16 protein-coding genes and 1 pseudogene are annotated in these 19,405 nt (G+C 62.2%); 9 read left to right on the top strand and 8 right to left on the bottom strand.

Annotated features, from left to right (window positions below; genetic code table 11):
- Window positions 1-85 precede the first annotated feature (85 nt).
- Complete coding sequence (locus EQV96_RS22340) at window positions 86-868, top strand: helix-turn-helix transcriptional regulator (RefSeq protein WP_095025623.1); 783 nt, start codon at window positions 86-88, stop codon at window positions 866-868.
- 59 nt (window positions 869-927) lie between these two features.
- Here EQV96_RS22340 and EQV96_RS22335 read toward each other — a convergent pair whose 3' ends face one another.
- Both EQV96_RS22335 and EQV96_RS22330 read right to left on the bottom strand, forming a co-directional pair.
- Window positions 928-3,837 carry an RHS repeat-associated core domain-containing protein gene (locus EQV96_RS22335; RefSeq protein WP_240882422.1) on the bottom strand — a complete coding sequence of 970 codons (2,910 nt, stop codon included), beginning with the start codon at window positions 3,835-3,837 and terminating at the stop codon, window positions 928-930.
- Between the two features lie 177 nt (window positions 3,838-4,014).
- On the bottom strand, window positions 4,015-5,037 hold the full coding sequence (locus tag EQV96_RS22330) for an aldo/keto reductase (RefSeq protein ID WP_153328213.1): 1,023 nt from the start codon (window positions 5,035-5,037) through the stop codon (window positions 4,015-4,017).
- A 281-nt stretch (window positions 5,038-5,318) separates the two neighbouring features.
- Between EQV96_RS22330 and EQV96_RS22325 the strand changes: the two genes are divergently transcribed.
- The 8 genes and pseudogenes from EQV96_RS22325 to EQV96_RS22290 all read left to right on the top strand — a co-directional run.
- A complete protein-coding gene (locus tag EQV96_RS22325) occupies window positions 5,319-5,906 on the top strand; it encodes an XRE family transcriptional regulator (RefSeq protein ID WP_240882421.1) in 588 nt (195 codons plus the stop codon).
- Window positions 5,907-5,942: 36 nt separating this feature from the next.
- Complete coding sequence (locus EQV96_RS22320) at window positions 5,943-7,082, top strand: LLM class flavin-dependent oxidoreductase (protein ID WP_095039273.1); 1,140 nt, start codon at window positions 5,943-5,945, stop codon at window positions 7,080-7,082.
- A 20-nt stretch (window positions 7,083-7,102) separates the two neighbouring features.
- Window positions 7,103-8,731 carry an ABC transporter substrate-binding protein gene (locus tag EQV96_RS22315; protein WP_130872487.1) on the top strand — a complete coding sequence of 543 codons (1,629 nt, stop codon included), beginning with the start codon at window positions 7,103-7,105 and terminating at the stop codon, window positions 8,729-8,731.
- Entirely contained in the window at window positions 8,724-9,710 is a 987-nt protein-coding gene (locus EQV96_RS22310; protein ID WP_095002516.1) for an ABC transporter permease, read from the top strand. Before EQV96_RS22315 ends, EQV96_RS22310 begins: the two co-directional genes overlap by 8 nt.
- Before the next feature lie 14 nt (window positions 9,711-9,724).
- Complete coding sequence (locus tag EQV96_RS22305) at window positions 9,725-10,603, top strand: ABC transporter permease (RefSeq protein WP_095018743.1); 879 nt, start codon at window positions 9,725-9,727, stop codon at window positions 10,601-10,603.
- The gene (locus EQV96_RS22300; RefSeq protein WP_240882420.1) at window positions 10,600-12,306 is read left to right on the top strand and encodes an ABC transporter ATP-binding protein; all 1,707 of its coding nucleotides are present in this window, start codon (window positions 10,600-10,602) and stop codon (window positions 12,304-12,306) included. Before EQV96_RS22305 ends, EQV96_RS22300 begins: the two co-directional genes overlap by 4 nt.
- A gap of 25 nt (window positions 12,307-12,331) precedes the next feature.
- Window positions 12,332-13,558, top strand: coding sequence for an acyl-CoA dehydrogenase family protein (locus EQV96_RS22295; RefSeq protein ID WP_130872486.1), 1,227 nt, complete (start codon window positions 12,332-12,334; stop codon window positions 13,556-13,558).
- A 3-nt stretch (window positions 13,559-13,561) separates the two neighbouring features.
- Window positions 13,562-13,654: pseudogene (locus EQV96_RS22290) on the top strand (transcriptional regulator); the annotation flags it as partial.
- A gap of 10 nt (window positions 13,655-13,664) precedes the next feature.
- Here the strand turns inward: EQV96_RS22290 and EQV96_RS22285 are convergent.
- The 6 genes from EQV96_RS22285 to EQV96_RS22260 form a co-directional block, all read right to left on the bottom strand.
- Entirely contained in the window at window positions 13,665-14,444 is a 780-nt protein-coding gene (locus EQV96_RS22285) for a transporter substrate-binding domain-containing protein (protein ID WP_240882419.1), read from the bottom strand.
- Between the two features lie 28 nt (window positions 14,445-14,472).
- A complete protein-coding gene (locus EQV96_RS22280) occupies window positions 14,473-15,252 on the bottom strand; it encodes an ABC transporter permease (protein ID WP_095018739.1) in 780 nt (259 codons plus the stop codon).
- A gap of 2 nt (window positions 15,253-15,254) precedes the next feature.
- The gene (locus EQV96_RS22275; RefSeq protein ID WP_240882418.1) at window positions 15,255-16,121 is read right to left on the bottom strand and encodes an ABC transporter ATP-binding protein; all 867 of its coding nucleotides are present in this window, start codon (window positions 16,119-16,121) and stop codon (window positions 15,255-15,257) included.
- Window positions 16,121-17,152: an ABC transporter substrate-binding protein gene (locus EQV96_RS22270; RefSeq protein ID WP_095002509.1), complete on the bottom strand. Its 1,032-nt coding sequence runs from the start codon at window positions 17,150-17,152 to the stop codon at window positions 16,121-16,123. Before EQV96_RS22270 ends, EQV96_RS22275 begins: the two co-directional genes overlap by 1 nt.
- Before the next feature lie 100 nt (window positions 17,153-17,252).
- Complete coding sequence (locus tag EQV96_RS22265; protein WP_240882417.1) at window positions 17,253-18,584, bottom strand: LLM class flavin-dependent oxidoreductase; 1,332 nt, start codon at window positions 18,582-18,584, stop codon at window positions 17,253-17,255.
- Window positions 18,585-18,615: 31 nt separating this feature from the next.
- Complete coding sequence (locus EQV96_RS22260; RefSeq protein ID WP_095002507.1) at window positions 18,616-19,380, bottom strand: ABC transporter ATP-binding protein; 765 nt, start codon at window positions 19,378-19,380, stop codon at window positions 18,616-18,618.
- Between the last annotated feature and the right edge of the window lie 25 nt (window positions 19,381-19,405).

Raw genomic sequence — 19,405 nt, 5'->3', positions numbered from 1 at the left:
TCATGCACCAACCAAAATGCCACTATGCACACTTGCCGTATCGGCCCGCTTGCACTATCAGGTCAAAGATCATTAAATTCGGGCCATGGGCGAATTTGAATCCGACACCTGCGAAAATATCCCCCGCGACGCTGTGGTCACGGCCATTGACTATGCCGACGGGCAGCGCTTTGCCCTGCACAGGCATAACCGCGGGCAGTTTGCCTATGCCGCCTGCGGTGTCATCACGGTGTTTACCGACCAGGGCAACTGGGTGGTACCGCCGCAACGGGCCATCTGGGTACCGGCAGGGGTACCCCACGAAATGAGCATGAACGGCCCGGTGACCCTGCTGAACACCTATATCCGCGAGCCCGCGTCTGTGCGTCTTGGCCTGCCGGCGCATTGTCAGGTTTTCGGCATATCGCCGCTGCTGCACCAGTTATTGATCCAGGCCACGGATATTCCGGCGCTCTATGACGAAACCCGCAGAGAGGGGCTGCTGATGAATCTGCTGCTCCACGAAATAGCCGAGATGCCACCCCTTTCGCTCAATGCGCCGCTACCGGGTGAGCCCAGGCTGGCGCGGGCCTGCCGCACACTGCTGGAGCAGCCGTCGCTGGATATCGGGATTGATGATATGGCCCGGCAGGTTGGCATGAGCCGCCGTACCTTTACCCGCCTGTTTCGCCAGCAAACCGGCATCAGTTTTGTCGAATGGCGCCAGCAAGCCTGCCTGTTGGCAGCGGTGGTGCGCCTGGGCCATGGCGAGGCCGTTACGCAAGTGGCGACCGATCTGGGCTATAGCAGCCCGAGCGCTTTCACCAGCGTTTTTCGCCGGGTGCTGGGCGAGGTGCCAAGCCGGTACTGCCTGAAGGAACCGAGTTGAACCAACTGGCCAGCCCCGCTGCCGGCAAACACAGCACCCGACTCAAAAGGGTATGTGCCTCAGTGCGGATTTCGTATCCCCACAACGCGGTAGGCAGCGCTCCCCGTGCGCTCGAACATCAGGCGCCAGGCGCCTCGCCTGCGGCTGTTGTTATAGCCAATAAGGTCAGCGGACATTAATCGATCGCTATGGGGGTGCCAGTTAATCGACCGCAAACGCCCCTCGCGCAAATGGCTCAAGGTCAGGGCAATACTGATACCCGCAGAGCCCGCTGGCAAAGGTGTCACCGCTGAATCATCGATCGTCAGGGCGGCAGGCGAACGGGGGGGCGGGAGCGCAGCGGCGACCGGCCTCGCGCTTTGCAGGGGCTGTTTTTTTGCGGCCGCGCTTTTACCGGGCAGTCGGGTCATGGCCGTTGCCTCGGGTGTCCCCGTGGCACTCGAGGGGCCTGCGGCCTGTGGTTCCCGGTGGGCACGAAGCAACAGACTGCGAACGCCCAGATGCCTCAGCTCACGGGTGGGTGGCCGCCCTGATGCCACTACAGCGCGCAAACGCTCCCGATACTCGACGCCCACGACATATCCGTATAGGTCACCACGCACGGTGGGGTAAACCGCCAACGCCACACCTGTGCTCTGCAGAACCTGACTGTGCTGGCTGTAAAAAAAGTTGACCAGCTTGACTGTTTCTTCAGGGCTCAGCGCCATGTCCCGGGCAAACTCCAGGGCTTTTTCCGTGACGCTTTGCGCCAGCTCATATTCCTGCGCATCCGTGAGGCCTGGTGCTGGCTGTTGCGCCTCGGCCATATCCAGATACCGGTTCAAGGCAAAGAGTGCCGAGCCTGCCACTGCCCCCAGTCCTGCAACGGCTTGAGCAGCATTAAATAGCCAGCCCAAGGCATAGCCAAGGGCGGTAAAAATGACGATCAGGCTCAGACCGGCAACGACCCGATAGCGTTGGGGTAGATCTTCTTCCCGCCCATCAGGATCTATCCGATTTATCGGGTTGTTACCGACCATGGCATAAACATTCAAGCCGTCGATGGTCCCTGCCGGGTCTGCACTGACCCAACGCTGGAGCCAGGCCGCGTAATAACGCAAACCGTAGTAGTAAAGCCCGGATGCATCGCGTTCCTTGCCCGAATAACGCAGGGTCTTGAATGTGGCTTCAAGCGCGCTTTTCGCCGCCCACCATGCCGTCGCCCCGAACGGGTAAAAACCCTCCTGGCTGAGCAGTGCCGCGCGCTCATCAAGCTCCAGTACGCCGCTGCCCAGGTGATCGCAAAGGCTGAAGCGCACATGCTCATTCTCGACCCCATCGGGCAACCCCTGCTCCCAGGCAAGTAAACGCACCCCAGTGCGGCCTGCTTGCAGCGTCAAGGCACTTGAGCGCTCTCCCGTGGCCCGGTTGAGGCGCAGCTCCAGCCCCGGCAAATAACGCACTTCATCCACATGGGTGAGGTTTGCGGCCCGGGTCGTTCTACGCTTGAAAACCCGCTGCCCCTGACCGTCGTAGACGTAGGCTTCTTCATCATTCTCACCGTTGGTGCGCTGCACGCTGGTGACACGGCACAGTTGATTGCGCACATTCCACTCCAGGGCCTGACCACGCACCAAGACCCGTTGATTACCACAGGCATCAAACGCCTCGCCTGAAGCCAGCAGAGAACCAGGCTCAATCATCTGGCTGCGGTTACTGGTTTGTGACACGGACATACGCCGGGTGTAGCCCTGGCCGGCAGAAGGTACATGCTGCATCTGTACCAGGTTGGCGCCGGCATCGTACTGATAGTGCCGCGTGTAGTTGCGCCATTGCTGCGTGTCCGTTGTGTCGAAGAGCACCGCCGCAGGGGTACTGGCGCCACCGGGGTGGCGCGCATTTTCTCGTCCGCTGGCTTTGACCAGTTGGTAGAGGGTGTCGTAGGTAAAAGTGCTCGAAGCCTGGATCATCGCGTTGCTGGCCCAGGTGGTCGGTTGAGCGCCATCCACCACATGGGTCACATTGCCTACCCGGTCGTAGGTGTAGGTCAGATCCTGCAAGATGCCACCCTGTGCCCCCCCGCGACTGGCCTGCAACCGTCGCAAACTGCCATCATCGTCAGCGTAAGTAGCCCGGGTGACAACACCGTTGCCTGCCCGCTCGCTGGTCACTTGTCCGGCGGCGTTGTAGACCAGCTCATCCACCAACAGTTTTGACTTGCCACCTGCCGTAAGCAGGCCAACACGTACCTGTTCCCCTGCAACGTTATATTCCAGGCGCTGCCGGTTGCCCCTGGCATCACGCAGCCCGAGCAGTTCACCCAGCGCATTGCGATGCCAGGCCGTCAGGTAATGCCGAGCCTCCAATTGTCGATCGCGCCACGCTTGCGGCTCAGGCCAGCCGAGCGCTTCAGGGGCCTGGCAGAAACGCCGCGACTGGCTGTTTGCCTCGCCGGTCAAATCGTAATGTTCGTTGATGACGCTGCCAGCCGGGTCATCATGGCGGACCAGACGGCCGCATCGGTTCCGCGCCCTGTCCGCTGAATCGGCCGGCCCGTAGGTAAAACGCTCAAGACATCGGGCGTGGGGCTCATCACTGCGCTGTTCATGAACGGCCACAAGCCTGGACTGGGCATCGTAGTCAAAACACTGCTGATGCCCGCGCCCGTTCCAGGTTTTGCGCATCTGCTGCGCGACGCCAAACAGAGTGATGTGCCATCCGCTATCGACACTGTCAGTGCGCAACGCCAGCCCTGAAAGGCTGGAAATCTGGCGTTGATTGGCCGCGACTGTGGCCCCATGACGACGCAACGCCCCCAATCGCGGGTCCCACTGCCCGAGTACAAAACCGGTGGCGCCAAAGACAGTTTCGTGAATCCGCGCCCGGGGGCTCTGCTGTGCACTCAGACGGTGGTATTGCACCCTGCGTACACTCAAGCCCCTGGGGTCAACCGCCGTCAGTGACGGCGTGTGGTGATGCACATGGGTCATGGCGCCTGGCCTGTTTAACGAAATGGAGCAAAAAGGCTATGGCTCAAGTCGAGGGCAAAGGTGGTAAATAATTAGTTTTATTTAAAATCCGCAGCCCCAAGGGTCTGGGCTGAGGGTGGCTTTATCGCGCTCACAAAAAAACGCCCGAAGGCGTTTTTATATCTGACAGCCGGGGTTTCACACCCGCGACTTACGTCCGAAAAACGGATGGCTCGGGTCGTTGTAGCCCGGTGTCGTCGAGTGCCCGGTGACCACCAGATCATTGATAAAGGCTTCGTCCTGCGCGGTGAACCTGTAGTTCAACGCTGGCACATAGTCTTCCCATTGCTGCTCAGTTCGCGGCCCGGCAATGGCCGAGGTGATCAGTTGGTTATTCAGCACCCAGGCCAAAGCGAACTGGCCTGCGGTAATGCCTTGCCCTTCGGCATAGTCACGAATGCGCTGGGCCAGGTTGAGGGACTCGGGGCGCCATTCGGTTTGCTGCAGGCGCGGGTCGTTGCGCCCGGCGCGGGTGTCCTGGCCAGGGGCCTGATCGGGGTCGTACTTGCCCGTCAGTACGCCACGCGCCAACGGGCTGTAGGAAATCACGCCAATGCCGTAATGCTCCGCCGCCGGCAGGTGCTCGACTTCGATCTGACGGTTGGCCAGGTTGTACAGCGGCTGGCTCACGCTCGGACGCTGTATGCCCAGCAGGTCGGCGCTGCGGCTGAATTCGGCAAGTTTCCAGCCGCGGTGATTGGACAAACCGTAGCCACGGATCTTGCCCGCCCGGATCACGTCATCCAGCGCGCGCAGGGTTTCGTCCACCGGGGTGTCGTGGTCTTCGCGGTGCAGGTAGAACAGGTCGATATAGTCGGTGTTGAGGCGCTTGAGGCTGGCGTCCACCGAGGCAATCACGTTCTGGCGCGAGGCCCCGCTGTTGTTCGGCCCGCTGCCGCCCGGGTTGGGATTGACGAACTTGGTAGCCAGTACCCAGTGCTGACGACGATCACCGATCAAACGGCCCACCACGGCTTCCGAGGCACCGTCGTTGTAGCCGTTGGCGGTGTCGATGGAGTTGATGCCCTGCTCGAAAGCGCGGTCGGTGATGCGCCGGGCGACGTCGTCCGGGGTCTGTCCGCCGAACATCATGGTGCCCAGGGTAATGGGCGAAACCTTCACGCCGTTGCGGCCCAGGTTGCGGTATTGAATGTCGCTCATGCTGACTCCCTGCGTGGTGATCGTGAAATCAAGTGGCGCAAACAGTAGTCAGCCGTGTTCTGGCGGTCAACGCCCAACGGGGCATAACCATAGAGCGGTTTTGTCAGGGTAGCTCTTATTCAAAACGGGTCTTTAAACGTCGGAATTAATTATTTATGGATCTAAAAAACCCTCGGTAATCTCATGACTTTTCGGACCGCATGAAAAGGAATCATCATGAGCCGTCGCCCCCATGGCCCTGACAATTCACCTGCATTCACCTCACTTGCAGGTTCACGCCCATGAATATCCCTACCGGTTTTCTCGACAGCAGCGGCAGCGTTCCCTTCAGCTTGCCCGAGCGTGATCCACAGGGCGACGATCCTGTCGCCAAACGTATCAGCCACAACCTGCAGCGCTTGCGCGACAAGCGCCAGTTGTCCCTGGAAGCACTGGCCCATGCCAGTGGTGTGCGCCGCGCGATGATTGCGCAGATCGAAGCAGGCCGCAGCTTTCCCTCGGTCAAGGTGCTGAGCAAAGTCGCCGCCGCACTGAAAGTGTCCATCGCCGAGTTCCTCGACCCCGACGGCGCCGGCATGGTTATACGCCGCGCCCTGCCCCCTGAGCACACCGCCCCCCTGGTGACGTTCAACGAGCTGCGCCTGGGGCCCCAGGCCGAGGAAAGAGTGCCCGGCACCCCCCATGGCGTGCAAAACCACCTGCTGGTGGCCGAGGGCATTCTGGAGCTGAAAATCAATGACGAACTGGTTGTGCTGCACGCTGGCGACTCGATCCTGTTTCGCGCCGAACGGCCCCACCGGTACCGCAACCCGCACAACAGCGAAGCCGTCGCCTACCTGCTGACCAGCCCTGCGCAAGTGCAGGAATAGCCCGCGTTTTCCTATCCCCTGCCTGGAGCCTTCGCCTTGTCACGTCAGCCCTCCCCTCTGGATTTTCCTCAAAGCCCGCTGTCCCGTGCCTTTGAACAACCGTTGTTTCTGGGCCTGTTCCTGCCGGTGCAGTCCGGTGGCTGGAGCCCTTCGGCGCTGCCACGCAGTACCACCTGGACCTTTGACTACAACCGCCAGTTGACCCTGCGCGCCGAAGAGTTGGGTTTTGACCTGGTGTTTGCCCTCGCTGAATGGTTGGGCAAAGGCGGCTACGGGGGCGATATCCGTTACCACGACGAGTCGCTGGATGCCTTTATCACTCAGGCAGCGCTGGCGTCGGTAACCTCGCGCATCCTGCTGATCTCTACCCTGCATGTGCTCTATGGCCCCTGGCATCCACTGCACCTGGCCAAGTTCGGCGCCACCCTTGACCATATCAGCAAGGGCCGCTGGGGCCTGAACCTGGTGACCGGGCATCGTCATCGCGAACACCGGCGCTTCGGTCAGGCCCCCATCGAGCACGACCAGCGCTACCGCCAGGCCGACGAATTTATCCGCGTGGTGCAAGAACTGTGGCACAGCCAGGAAAACGTCGATTTCAGCGGTGATCATTACAAGCTCGAAGAGGCCTATGTCAGCGTCAAACCGTCCTTTGGCCGTCCGGTGCTGGTCAACGCCACCGGCTCACCCGCCGGTATCGACTTCGCGGCACGGCATTCCGACATTGTGTTCACCACCAGCCCCGGTAGTGCCGAGATCGAAAACGCGCTGGAGAAACTGCCCGAGCATTTGCAGCGCATCAAACACGCCGCCCGTGGCTATGGCCGTCAGGTGCGCACCCTGATCAACCCGCTGGTGATTTGCCGCGACAGCGATGCCGAAGCCTGGGAAGTCCATGCCGCGATCACGGCCGCAGGTGACCCCGGTGCACTGGAGGGCCATGCCCGTGAAGCCAGTGATGCCCATGCCTGGCGCGGCCATCAACCGGCCGAGCGTTATGTGGGCGGCAATATCCAGCTGGTCGGCAGCCCCGAGACCGTGGTGCGCGACATCATCCGCCTCAAAGAGGCCGGTATCGACGGCTTGCAACTGAGCTTCTTCGACTTTGCCCCCGACCTTGAACAGTTTGGCGAGCGCGTGTTGCCCCTTTTGCGCCAGGCCGGCCTGCGCCGCTAACCCACCCCAGGAAGACCGCCATGCCCTTTACCCGTCGTCAATTTGTTGTTGGCCTGTCTGCCCTGTCCGCGCTCGGCGCCAGCGTGCCGTTCCTGCCCACTGCCCTGGCCGATGCCACGGGGCAGGCCGTCAGCGGACGCCGGGTGTTCAACTTGCTGATCAATCCCGAGCCGCCTTCGCTGAGCTCTTTCAACACCACCGCCGGTACCAGCGTCACCGCCAGCAGCAAGGTACTGGAGGGGCTGCTGACTTACGATGAAGCCCTCAATGCCCGCCCTGCACTGGCCACCGCCTGGGAGGCCGCCCCTGATGGCTTGAGCTACCGCTTCACCCTGCGCGAAGGGGTCAAATGGCATGACGGCGAGCCGTTCACCTCGGCCGACGTGGCGTTCTCCCTGGACCTGATCAAGCGTTTTCACCCCCGGGGTTCCAGTACCTTTGCCAACCTGGAGCGGGTCGACACCCCCGACGACCACACTGCCATCGTTCATTTGAGCAAGCCGGCGCCGTACTTGATTCGCGGTTTTGCCGGCGGTGAAACGCCGATCCTGCCCAAGCACCTGTATGCCTCGGGCGACCCGCTGAGCAATCTGCACAACAACGCCCCGGTGGGCACCGGCCCCTTCCGTTTCAAGCGCTGGGAGCGCGGCAGTTTTATCGAGTACGAACGCAACCCGAACTACTGGGACCCGGCGGCAACGGTGGTCGATACGCTGATTCTCAAAGTCATCCCCGACGGTGCCGCGCGCCTGGCCGCGTTTGAAAACGGCACGCTGGATGCAGGCGGGCAAAGCCCGGTGCCGCTAAGCGAGCTGGAGCGCCTGACCAAATCCGGCCGTTTAAAAGCCACTACCCGCGGCTATCGCTACACCATTACCCCGACCATGCTCGAGTTCAACCTCGATAACCCGCTGTTGTCTCGCCTCGAGGTGCGCCAGGCAATTGCCCATGCCCTGGACCGCGAAGTGATCCGCAAGGTGGTGTACTACGGCTACGCCGAAGCCAGCTATTCACCGATCCCGAAAAGCTTCGCCAACTACGTCTACGAGGGCCCCAACCCGTATCCCTTCGACACCGAGGCAGCCAATGCATTGCTGGACAAGGCCGGGTTGGTAAAAAAAGGCACCTGGCGTTTCAGCCTGACCCTCGACCCGCTGCCCTACGGCGACAGCTACAGCCGCACTGCCACCTATGTGCGCAGTGCCCTGGCACGCATTGGCATCGAAGTGAAACTGCGCGCCCAGGATTTTCCCACCTATATCAAACGTATCTACACCGACCGCGACTTTGACTTTGCCGTGGTCGGCATGGGCACCCTGTATGACCCCACGGTAGGTGTGCAACGCCTGTTCTGGTCGAAGAATTTTCGCCAGGGCGTGCCGTTTTCCAATGGCACCCACTACAACAATCCCGAAGTCGACCGCCTGCTGGAAAGCGCCGCGGTCGAGACCGACGAACAAAAACGCGGCGAGCTGTTCAAGGCGTTCCAGAAGATCGTGATTGAAGAGGTGCCTTCGATCACCCTGGTCATGCAGCAACAGGTCTCGGTGTACAACGCCCGGGTCAGCGGTTTCGAAGATGACGCCAACGGCCTGGACAGCAGCCTGGCCAATATCAGCCTGGCTGACACCGGAGGCGCCCATGCTTGAACGGCGCAGAATGTGGCGCCTGTCACGGCGCACCTTGTGGCAGGCCATCCCCACCGTAGTCGGCATCCTGTTGCTGAATTTTTTGCTGCTGCGGCTGATCCCCGGTGACGCCGTGGATGTGCTGGCCGGTGAGTCCGGCGGCGCCAGTGCCGAAACCCTGCTGCAGTGGCGCAGCCATTTTGGCCTGGACTTGAGCCTGCTGGAGCAATTGCAACGCTACCTCGGCCAACTGGCCCATCTGGACCTCGGCCTGTCGCCACGCTTCAACCTGCCAGTCAGCCACCTGGTACTCGATCGCCTGCCCAATACCCTGGTGCTGATGGTCGGCGCATTGGGGCTGGCGCTGGCCATCGGCATCGCCGCCGGTACGGCAATGGCCACCTGGGTCGGTCGCTGGCCTGACCGCGTGTTGTCACTGGCGGTGTTGCTGCTGTATTCCACGCCGGGGTTCTGGATCGGCTTGATGGCGGTGCTGCTATTTTCGGTCAAGCTCGGCTGGTTGCCCAGCAACGGTTTTCAGACCCTGGGCCTCGATCTGCACGGCACGGCCTGGCTGCTCGACCGCCTGCAGCACGCCGTGTTGCCAGTGCTGGCGCTGGCCACGTTCTATATCGCCCTGTATGCCCGCCTGACCCGTGCCGCGATGCTCGAAGTGCAACGTCAGGACTACGTGCGCACCGCCCGGGCCAAGGGCCTGGCGCCATGGCGAGTGGTGTCACGGCATGTGCTGCGCAATGCCCTGCTGCCGGTTTCGACCCTGGCCGGGCTGCATTTCGCCGCCCTGCTCGGCGGCGCCGCCGTGACCGAAACCCTGTTCGGCTGGCCCGGTCTGGGCCGTCTCACCCTCGAGGCGGTGATGTCCCGTGACTACAACCTGCTGCTGGGCATCCTGCTGCTGTCATCGATGCTGGTGGTGGTGATCAATATCGCCGTCGACCTGCTGCAAGCCTGGCTCGACCCGCGCATCCAGGCCGACTGAAAAGGAGCTGCCCCATGACCACTGCCGTACTGCCAAACGCTCCGACCGGCTACAGCGAAAGCGTCTGGACGGCCCTGTTGCGCAATCCCTCGGCGCTGATTGGCGCGACCATGCTGGCACTGGTGCTGACCCTGGCACTGCTGGCGGGCACGCTCTACCCCGGTGATCCGCTGGATATGGTCGCCATGCCGATGCTGTGGCCCGGCGACGATCCGGGCTACTTTCTGGGCAGCGACTCACTGGGCCGCGACGTAGCTGCCGGGATCGCCCACGGGGCCCGCGGGTCTTTACTGATTGCCGCCAGCGCCACCCTGATCAGCGTGCTGATCGGCGGGCTGGTCGGGGCTCTGGCCGGCTACCACGGCGGCAAGCTGGGGGATGTGCTGATGCGCCTCTGCGAAGTGTTCCAGACCGTGCCGTCTTTTTTGCTGGTGATCGTGATCGTGGCCATCGGCAACCCGACGCTGGGGGTTATCGCGCTGGCGATCGGTATCTCCTCATGGCCCACGGTGGCACGCCTGGTACGCGCCGAGTTCCGTACCCTGCGTGAAGCCGACTTTGTGACTGCCGCGCGCAGCCTGGGCTTCGGCAACAGCTCGATCATCTTGCGCGAAATCCTGCCCAACGCCCTCGCGCCGCTGGTGGTCACCACCTCGATCCTGATCGCCCAGGCGATTCTGGTGGAAGCCGGGCTGGCCTTTCTGGGGATGAGCGACCCGAATCAGGCCAGTTGGGGCGCCATGCTCGGCAGTGGCCGCGAGCAGATCGCCAGCGGCTGGTACCTCACCGCCCTGCCGGGGCTGGCAATCATCTTCGTGGTGCTGGCCCTCAACCTTCTGGGCGACGGTCTCAATGACGCCCTCAACCCTCGCCTGCGACGGTATATCCCATGAGCCTGCTGGACGTACGCGGTTTGCGCGTGAGCTACGACAACGCCGATGCCGTCAAAGACCTGAGTTTCACCCTGCAAGCCGGCGAGACACTGGCGCTGGTGGGTGAGTCCGGCTGCGGTAAATCCACCACGGCTCTGGCCCTGATGGGCCTGCTGCCGGACAACGCCCGGCTGGGCGGTCAGGTCTTGTTCGAAGGCCGCGACCTGCTGTTCATGCCCCCCCGCCAACGGCGCCAATTGCAGGGCAGTGCACAGGGCATGATCTTTCAGGACCCGCTGTCGAGCCTCAACCCCGTACTCACCCTGGGTGAGCAAGTCAGCGAAATCCTGCTGACCCACACTGACCTGACCCGGCGCCAGGCCTGGCAGCGGGCCGAAGAACTGTTCGCCCTGGTGCAATTGCCGCGCCCGGCAGCGCATTTACGTGAGTACCCACAGCACTTGTCGGGCGGCCAGCGCCAGCGGGTAGTGATCGCCATGGCGATTGCCTGCCAGCCCCGACTGTTGATCGCCGACGAGCCGACCACGGCGCTGGATGTCAGCGTGCAGGCGCAGATCCTTGAGTTGCTGGCTCGTTTGCGGGGCGAGCTGGGCATGGGTCTGCTGCTGATTACTCATGATCTGGGCGTGGTCGGCCAGCACGCCGACCGGGTCATCGTGATGCACGATGGCCACGCCCTGGAAAGCCGGTCGACCCGCGACCTGATCGAGCACCCGCAACACCCCTACAGTCGCGGCCTGCTGCAGGCGTCGCTGGGGGCTGAACATAAGCAGCATTACTTGAGTAACCGTCTGGCTGAAATCAATGTCGAGCGCCAGCCGGAGCAGGCCACCCGCTATGGCGTCAAGTCCACCCTCTACGCGCCGGGCCGCCAGCCTCGGGCACCCACGGGCAACCCGGCGCTGCTCAAGGTCAGCGACCTGACCACCGGCTATGGCAACAGCACCGTACTTGACCGCATCAGCCTTGAAGTGGGCGAGCGCGAGAGCGTGGGCCTGGTGGGCGAGTCGGGTTGCGGCAAGTCGACCCTCAGTCGCACCCTGCTGCGTTTACTGCCCGCACGCAGTGGCACAATCGAATTCGACGGACGCGATATTGCCAGCCTCAAGGACGAGTCGCTGCTGGGCTGGCGCCGTCAGGTGCAAATGATTTTTCAGGATCCCTACGCGGCGCTTAACCCGCGCCACAGCGTGGAGAGCATTCTCGATCGGGTGCAGCGCCTGCACGGGCAGATCGACCCGGGCCAACGCCAGCAGGCCCGTTTCGCAATGCTCGATGCCGTGGGGTTGGCGCGCAGCAGCCTGGTGCGCTTGCCCCATCAGTTTTCCGGTGGCCAGCGCCAGCGCATCGGCATTGCCCGGGCGTTGATCCTCAAGCCGCGGCTGGTGATCTGCGACGAACCGGTGTCGGCGCTGGATGTTTCGACCCAGGCGCAGATCCTCAATCTGCTGGTGGAGCTGCGCGAAGAGCTGGGCCTGTCCTATCTGTTTATCTCCCACGACCTGTCGGTAGTGCGCTATTTCGCCGACCGGATTCTGGTGATGGAACAAGGGCAAATCGTCGAACAGGCCACCCCGCAAACCCTCTGGCATTCACCCCGGCACCCCTACACCCGTCGCCTGCTGGCGGCGATCCCCGGCGCCGCTGCGCCGGAACCGGCCCCTCAACCTGTATCCGGCCTGCGCTTTGCCGTCGGCTGGTAATCCGTTCAACGCCAAGGAGCACGACATGTCGCAAATTGACTCTGCCTGGGGCGCCGTCCCGTCGGCGCGATACGAAGCATTGGCGGCCCGTTATCGGCCGGTCTTTGCGCAGATTCGTCAAGGAGCCGTAGATCGCGAACTGGAACGGCGCTTGCCGCTCCAGGAGTTGCAATGGCTCAAGGAGGCAGGCTTCACCACCCTGCGCGTGCCCAAGGAATATGGCGGTGCCGGCGCCAGCCTGCCGGAACTGTTCAACCTGCTGATCGAACTCGCCGAGGCCGATTCAAACCTGGTGCAATCATTGCGCGGGCACTTCGGTTTTTGTGAAAACCTGCTTAACAGCCGCGACCCTGAGTATCAGGGCGTGTGGCTGGAGCGCCTGGGTCGTGGCGAAACCGTCAGCCCGGCGTCCGGCGAAGTGGGCAATGCCAAACAGCTTGAATTCGGCACCCGCCTGAGCCTGCACGGCGGCCACTGGCAATTGAGTGGCAGCAAGTTCTACACCACCGGTGCGCTGTATGCCGACTGGGTCGATGTCAGCGCCAACAACCCGGATGAACAGCGCGTATCGGTGACGGTGCGCACCAATGATCCGGGGGTGGAAATCATCGACGACTGGAATGGCTTTGGCCAGACACTGACCGCCAGTGGTACTGCGCATTTTCGCGAAGTGCCGGTGGACCCGCTCAATGTGATCCTGGCTGAAAACCGCTTTCGCTATTCACCGGCTTTTTTCCAGTCTGTGCACACGGCAACCCTGACCGGGATTGGCCGCGCGCTGGCCGACGAAACTGCCGGGCATGTGGCCAGGCGCACCCGCAGCTTCAGCAGCGGCAATGCACCGCGCGTGGCCCACGACCCGCAAGTGTTGCAAGTGGTGGGCAACCTGCGCAGCGCGGCCTATGCCGCTGGCGCTATTGCAGCGCAGAACTTCCAGGCGCTGGAGCGAGTCCATCAGGCCCATTTGAGCGATGATGAACACGCCCTGAGCCACGCCGTGAATATTGCCGAACTGGAAGTGGCGCAGTCGCAAACCATAGTCTCGGACTTGATCATCAAGGCCAGTGGCGATCTGTTTGATGCACTGAGTGCATCGGCCACCCTCAAGCCCTTGGGACTGGACCGTTTCTGGCGCAATGCGCGCACGCTGTCGTCGCATAACCCGCGTATCTACAAGAGTCGCATCGTGGGGGATTTTGCGGTGAACGGCACACCGCCACCGGCGCAATGGCGCATTGGTGTGGCGGAGTAAACCCTGTGGGAGCGGGCTTGCTCGCGATGGCATCGACGCGGTTTGCCTGACAGACCTCAACGTTTGCATCGCGAGCAAGCCCGCTCCCACCGTGGCGTGGTATCGCTCAGTGACACACCAACCCGTCGCCTATTTTCAGGCTGTCCACCAGCAACGCATTGCTGCGCAGCTCCCATGCACGGTTCTGGCCGCCACGGGCCTGCCAGTCGCGCAGTGCCGCATTGATCAACGCGCGGCTCTGCTTGTCGACTACGGGCAGGTAAACCCGCAGGTCGCTGCTTGCCTTCAAGGTTTGCGGTAACAGCGCATAGAAGCGCCAGTCCGGCGCCTGTGCCAGCGCCTGCAAGCTGTTGCGTTCTTCAGCCAGCAGGTTGCACTCGCCCGCCATAAACGCCACCGCGGCACGGATCGATGACACATAAGTGCGCAGCTCGGCGCCCTGTTGCTGCAGGGTTTGCGCCCACGGGCTACCCATCGCCAGGCATACGCTTTGCCCGCGCACAGGACGGGCGGGAGCATTGCGCAAGCCAATCAACGCTCCCGCACGGTACTGCACCGGCAAATCCCGCAAGCTCGCCACCCGGTCAGCTTCGACCGGCAGTTTCAGACTGCCGGCAATGACCAGGTCGACGTGGCCGTCACTCAACGGGCCACTCTGCGGCAATGCCTGCAACTGCACCTTCAGTCCAAGGTAAGCCCCCAGGGCCTCGGCCAACTGACTGTCCAGTTCATCCGGCTCAGCCACCAGCGCCTCTTGCCCCAGGCTCGGCCGTGGGTAACTGCGTACGCCCACACGCAAGACCTGGCGCTGTTCGGCTGCCTGCAACAGCGGCCCACGAGGCATCTCACCCGGTGCCAATGGCCATTGCCAGGCGACCAGCGACACAGCGCCAACCACCACTGCTGCCAGCCACCTAACCACCGTGGCGCAAGCCCCGGCGCCAGTAGGTAAAGCGCCGTTCCAGCAAGGCCAGCAAAAAGTTGAGCAGCAAACCCACCACCGCCAGCAGCAAAATGCCTGCGTACATGCTGGGAATCTGGAACACCTCCTGGGAGTTCAGCGTGAGGAAGCCCAACCCGGAATGAGCACCAATCATCTCGGCGGCCACCAGTGCCGTGATGCAATACGCCCCCGCCAGACGAATCCCGGTAAAGATCGACGGCGACGCCGCCGGCAGCACTATTTTGGTAAACAGAAACCAGCGGTTCGCGCCCATCGACAGCGCCGAGTTGATCAGCAACCCGTCGACCTGCTTAACGCCGCTGATGGTACTCAACAGGATCGGCCAGAACGACGCCCAGAAAATGATCGCGATTTTCGACAGTTCACCGATACCCAGAAACAGAATAAACACCGGAAACAATGCCAGCGCCGAGGTCTGGCGGAAGAACTGCAACAACGGATCAAGCACATGCTCGACCCGTGCAAACCAGCCCATTATCAACCCCAGGCTGACACCGCAGGCAATCGCCAGCAGCAGTCCGGCAAAGGAACGAAACAGGCTGGCCTGCAAGTGCTTGATCAGATCGCCACTGCTGGCCAGGTCCAGCACCGCACCCAGCACCGCCGATGGCGGGCTCAGGTAGCCGGGGTTGACCACGCCCAATTGCGGCAAGGCCTCCCAGAGGGCGAGGAACAGGACAATACCCACCGAGCTTTCGATCACCCGCCGTGAAGTCAATTTAAAGCCCATGTTTACACTCCAATCCGATAACCACCCAGGGTCGCGATGCTCTGCCAGTTCTGAGGCACTGGCGCCGCAACGGGCTCACGGGCCACGTCTGTGACCTCGTCGCGCAGGGCTTCCCAGGCACGCTGGCGGTAGTGCACAAAGGCCTGGGTATTACGCAATTCCGGCTGGCGCGGGCGCGGCAGGTCGATGTCGAAGATCTCCTTGATCCGCCCCGGGCGCTGGGTCATCACCGCCACCCGGTCCGACAGGAAAATCGCCTCGTCCAGGCTGTGGGTAATAAACACGATGGTTTTTTTGTGCGTATCCCAAATGCGCAGCAACTCACTCTGCAGGGTCTCGCGGGTTTGCGCGTCGAGGGCGGCGAAAGGTTCGTCCATCAGCAGCACATCCGGGTTGTAGGCCAGCGAGCGGGCAATCGCTACGCGCTGGCGCATGCCGCCGGACAACTCGTGAGGGTAGCGCGAGGCGAAGCCATTGAGGCCCACCAGCTCCAGGTATTCGCGGGCAGTTTCCAGCCGCCGGGCCTTGGCCACCCCGCGGATCTCCAGGCCCACGGCAATGTTGTCGAGCACCGTGCGCCAGGGCAGCAATGCATAGCCCTGGAACACAACACCCTGGTTACGGTTGATGCCCTGCAGGGGCCGGCCATCGACCAGAAGGTCGCCGCCGATCTTGTGCGCAAGCCCTGCAAGGATATTCATAAAGGTCGACTTGCCGCAGCCCGAAGGCCCGAGGATGGACAGGAACTCGCCCTCGCGTACCTGCAGGTCAAACCCCTCCAGCACGGGCACCCGCTCCTCTCGCCCCGCTTCATTCAAGGCCCGGTACTCCATGCTCAGGTCACGGGCGACGATCTTGTGTTCCGGCATCAGGCATGCCCCCGGGCGAACGGGTTGAAGTCGTTGGTGTAGACATCCTTGACCCCTATCGAACCTTTTTTGATCTTGCCTTCGTTTTCAAGAATGTCGATGTAGTACTGAATCGGCGGCTCGGTCACTACCAGGTCATCGACATAGGCAAAGCGCTCCACCAACTCGAGCTTCATGCCGATGCGCTCGGAGGTGATTTTGCGCGCGTCGTCGGGGTTGGCATTGACCCAGTTGGCCGCGCGGGCGATCGCGTTTACAACGTCGCGGGTAGCCTCCGGGTTCTCGCGGCTGAACTTGCCATACACACTGTAGGGCGCCATGCCGCCCAATCCGCCATCCAGATCGTAGTCGCTCCACAGCTTGCGTAATGCCGGGTTGTGCTCGGCACCGCCGGACGATGGCGGATGAATGATTGCAATGTCGATATTGCCGGTGGCCAGGGTCTGCTCGGCCTGGTTGTCCGGCACCACCACCCAGTTGATCTTGTCGACATTGACGCCCTGCTCGCGCAGGTATTTTTTGGTGACAAATTCGGCGCAGGCGCCAAAGCTGTTGAAGCCTACGGTCTTGCCTTCCAGGTCTTTGGGCTTGACGATGCCGGAGTCGTCGCGCACGAAGTATTTCATGTGCGGAGCCTCTTGCAGGGTCTTGCCGCCGGCGGCCACCACCTTGAGGTCAAGACCACTGGCGATGGCTGAAATCACCAGCGGTACCATGCGCGCGCCGAAGTCTATTTCGCCGGTGCCGGTCAATGGAATGATCTGGGGCGCGGCAATACGGCCGATGTACTTGGGCCGTGCCCGCGAGCCTTCGAAATAGCCGAGGGAGTCGGCGACATAGACCAGATCGAATGAGGGGTTGTCGGGGTATTTGAAGTCCACCACCTGATCGGCGCGGCTCTTGATCACGGCGGCGCTTTTAGCGCCGCTGTCCTTTTTTTCGCAACCGGGCAGCAGAATGCCCGCAGCGCCGACCGCACCCAATACCGCGCAACTACGCAGGAATGCTCTTCTGTTGTTGATCGGGTTCATGCCCGCTCCTTGTGGGTTTTGAATTGTGGGAGCGAGCCTGCTCGCGAAGGCATCAAGGCCAGCTTCGCGAGCAGGCTCGCTCCCACTAGGGTGGGGGGAGTCAGGCGGTTTTCAGGGTGTAGCGCGACTCCGGGCGAGTCAGGCCGTAGTGTTCGCGCAAGGTGCTGCCCGCATACTCACTGCGGAACAAGCCGCGCTGGCGCAAGATCGGCAGCACTTCGTCGAGGAAGACTTCAAAACCATCGGGGAATGCCGGCGGCATCACGTTGAAACCATCCGCCGCACCGCTGCGGAACCACTGCTCAATCAAGTCGGCAATCTGCACCGGGGTACCCACCGGCACCCAATGCCCGCGCGCGCCTGCCAGGCGGTTGATCAGCTGGCGCAAGGTGACGTTTTCGCGGTCGACAATATCGATGATCAGCTTGAAGCGGCTGGACTGGCTTTCGACGCCTTCGAAGTTGATCAGATTGCGCGGAAACGGGGCGTCCAGATCCTGACCCGACAAGTCCACACCCAACATGCGCCGCAATTGGCCCAGGGACACGTGGGGCAATACCAGCTCATTGAGCTCATCAAACTTGCGCTGCGCTTCGGCTTCGGTGCTGGCGATATACGGGCTGATGCCCGGAAGAATTTTCAGCTGGCGCGGGTCGCGGCCCACGGCTTTCGCCCGGGCGCGGATGTCATTGGCAAATTCCGTGGCGCTTTGCAGTGTCTGGTGCGCGGTAAAGATGGCTTCAGCATGCCTGGCGGCAAAATCACGACCATCCTCGGATGAGCCGGCCTGCACCTGCACCGGTCGCCCCTGGGGCGAACGCGGCGAGTTCAGCGGGCCCTTGACCTTGTAGTAAGCGCCGACGTGGTTGATCGAGTGCACCTTGCCGCTGTCGGCAAATACCCCGGCGGTTTTATCCAGCACCAGCGCATCGTCTTCCCAGCTGTCCCACAGGTCACCGACCACCTGTACGAACTCTTCGGCCTGGGCGTAGCGATCATGGGCCGAAGGGTGTTCATCAAGCCCAAAGTTGGCCGCTGCGGCAGCCATTGACGTGGTGACAATGTTCCAGCCCGCACGGCCCTTGCTCAGGTGATCCAGCGCGCTGAACGAACGCGCCAGGTTGTAAGGTTCGCTGTAGGTGGTGCTGGCCGTGGCAATCAGGCCGATGCGCTGGGTAACCGCCGCAATGGCTGCCAGCCAGGTCACCGGCTCGAAGCGGATGCGCAGGCCTTCGCGGCCGCTTTCGGCCAGTGACGGCGAGTCGGCAAAGAAAATCGCATCGAGCTTTTCGCGCTCGGCGCGTAACGCCAGCTGCTGGTAGTAGCCAATGTCCATTGACGACTCCGGCACTGACTGCGGGTGGCGCCAGGCGGCTTCGTGATGGCCGTTGGGGTAGATAAACAGGTTGAGGCTGAGCTGACGTTCGGACATGTTCTGTTCTCTGAATTCAGGTGGCAGGGGTTCAATGCAATTCGGCGAAGTCACTCAGCACGTCGTCGCGCAGGGCGATAAAGCGGCTGTCACTGCGGTTGCGCGGGCGCGGCAGGTCGATATCGAGGATGCGCCGGATACGCCCGGGGTTGGGCTGCATGACCACCACGCGATCACCGAGAAACACAGCCTCATCCACATCGTGGGTCACCAGGATCATGGTGATTTTTTCCTTGGCCCAGATGTTTTGCAGCTCGCCCTGCAAGCGCGCCCGGGTCAGAGCATCGAGGGCGCCAAGGGGTTCGTCGAGCAACAGCACGCTGGGGCGGTTGACCAGCCCCCGGGCAATCGCCACACGCTGGGCCATGCCGCCGGAAATCTGGTGCGGGTAGGCGTCGATAAAGTCCTGCAGGCCCACCAGTTCGATATGTTCGCGCACGGTGTCGCGCTTTTCCTTTGTGCTCAGCGGCGAGTTTTTCAGCGCCACGGCAACGTTCTGTTCAACGTTGAGCCAGGGGAACAAACGGTGATCCTGAAACACGATGCCGCGCTCCAGCCCCGTGCCGTCGATGGGCTGGCCATTGAGCAGGATGCGCCCCTCGTACTCCTCGTCCAGGCCCAGAATCAGGCGCAGCAGGGTGGACTTGCCGCAACCGCTGGCACCGACGATGCTGATAAATTCGCCGGGAGCGATATCCAGCTGGATATTGTCCAGCACTTGCAACTGGCTGCTGCTACCGGGGCGCGAAGCAAAGCGCTTGCTGATGTTTTCCAGGGTCAGGCTGTTATTGAGCATGCTGCAATCCTTTTGAAAGTGCCGA

Origin of the sequence: Pseudomonas sp. TMW22080, assembly GCF_022496745.1 — a bacterium.
Classification (GTDB): domain Bacteria; phylum Pseudomonadota; class Gammaproteobacteria; order Pseudomonadales; family Pseudomonadaceae; genus Aquipseudomonas; species Aquipseudomonas bubulae.
The sequence above is the reverse complement of the archived record's forward strand: the minus strand, read 5'-3'. Positions and strand labels throughout refer to the sequence as shown.

What these genes read in the sequence shown, in the direction of transcription:
- EQV96_RS22340 (WP_095025623.1), top strand. Translation starts at nt 86, where the DNA reads ATGGGCGAATTTGAATCCGACACCTGCGAAAATATCCCCCGCGACGCT.
- EQV96_RS22275 (WP_240882418.1), bottom strand. Translation starts at nt 16,121, where the DNA reads ATGCCGGAACACAAGATCGTCGCCCGTGACCTGAGCATGGAGTACCGG.
- EQV96_RS22260 (WP_095002507.1), bottom strand. Translation starts at nt 19,380, where the DNA reads ATGCTCAATAACAGCCTGACCCTGGAAAACATCAGCAAGCGCTTTGCT.
- EQV96_RS22295 (WP_130872486.1), top strand. Translation starts at nt 12,332, where the DNA reads ATGTCGCAAATTGACTCTGCCTGGGGCGCCGTCCCGTCGGCGCGATAC.
- EQV96_RS22280 (WP_095018739.1), bottom strand. Translation starts at nt 15,252, where the DNA reads ATGGGCTTTAAATTGACTTCACGGCGGGTGATCGAAAGCTCGGTGGGT.
- EQV96_RS22335 (WP_240882422.1), bottom strand. Translation starts at nt 3,837, where the DNA reads ATGACCCATGTGCATCACCACACGCCGTCACTGACGGCGGTTGACCCC.
- EQV96_RS22310 (WP_095002516.1), top strand. Translation starts at nt 8,724, where the DNA reads ATGCTTGAACGGCGCAGAATGTGGCGCCTGTCACGGCGCACCTTGTGG.
- EQV96_RS22265 (WP_240882417.1), bottom strand. Translation starts at nt 18,584, where the DNA reads ATGTCCGAACGTCAGCTCAGCCTCAACCTGTTTATCTACCCCAACGGC.
- EQV96_RS22300 (WP_240882420.1), top strand. Translation starts at nt 10,600, where the DNA reads ATGAGCCTGCTGGACGTACGCGGTTTGCGCGTGAGCTACGACAACGCC.
- EQV96_RS22325 (WP_240882421.1), top strand. Translation starts at nt 5,319, where the DNA reads ATGAATATCCCTACCGGTTTTCTCGACAGCAGCGGCAGCGTTCCCTTC.
- EQV96_RS22270 (WP_095002509.1), bottom strand. Translation starts at nt 17,152, where the DNA reads ATGAACCCGATCAACAACAGAAGAGCATTCCTGCGTAGTTGCGCGGTA.
- EQV96_RS22330 (WP_153328213.1), bottom strand. Translation starts at nt 5,037, where the DNA reads ATGAGCGACATTCAATACCGCAACCTGGGCCGCAACGGCGTGAAGGTT.
- EQV96_RS22305 (WP_095018743.1), top strand. Translation starts at nt 9,725, where the DNA reads ATGACCACTGCCGTACTGCCAAACGCTCCGACCGGCTACAGCGAAAGC.
- EQV96_RS22315 (WP_130872487.1), top strand. Translation starts at nt 7,103, where the DNA reads ATGCCCTTTACCCGTCGTCAATTTGTTGTTGGCCTGTCTGCCCTGTCC.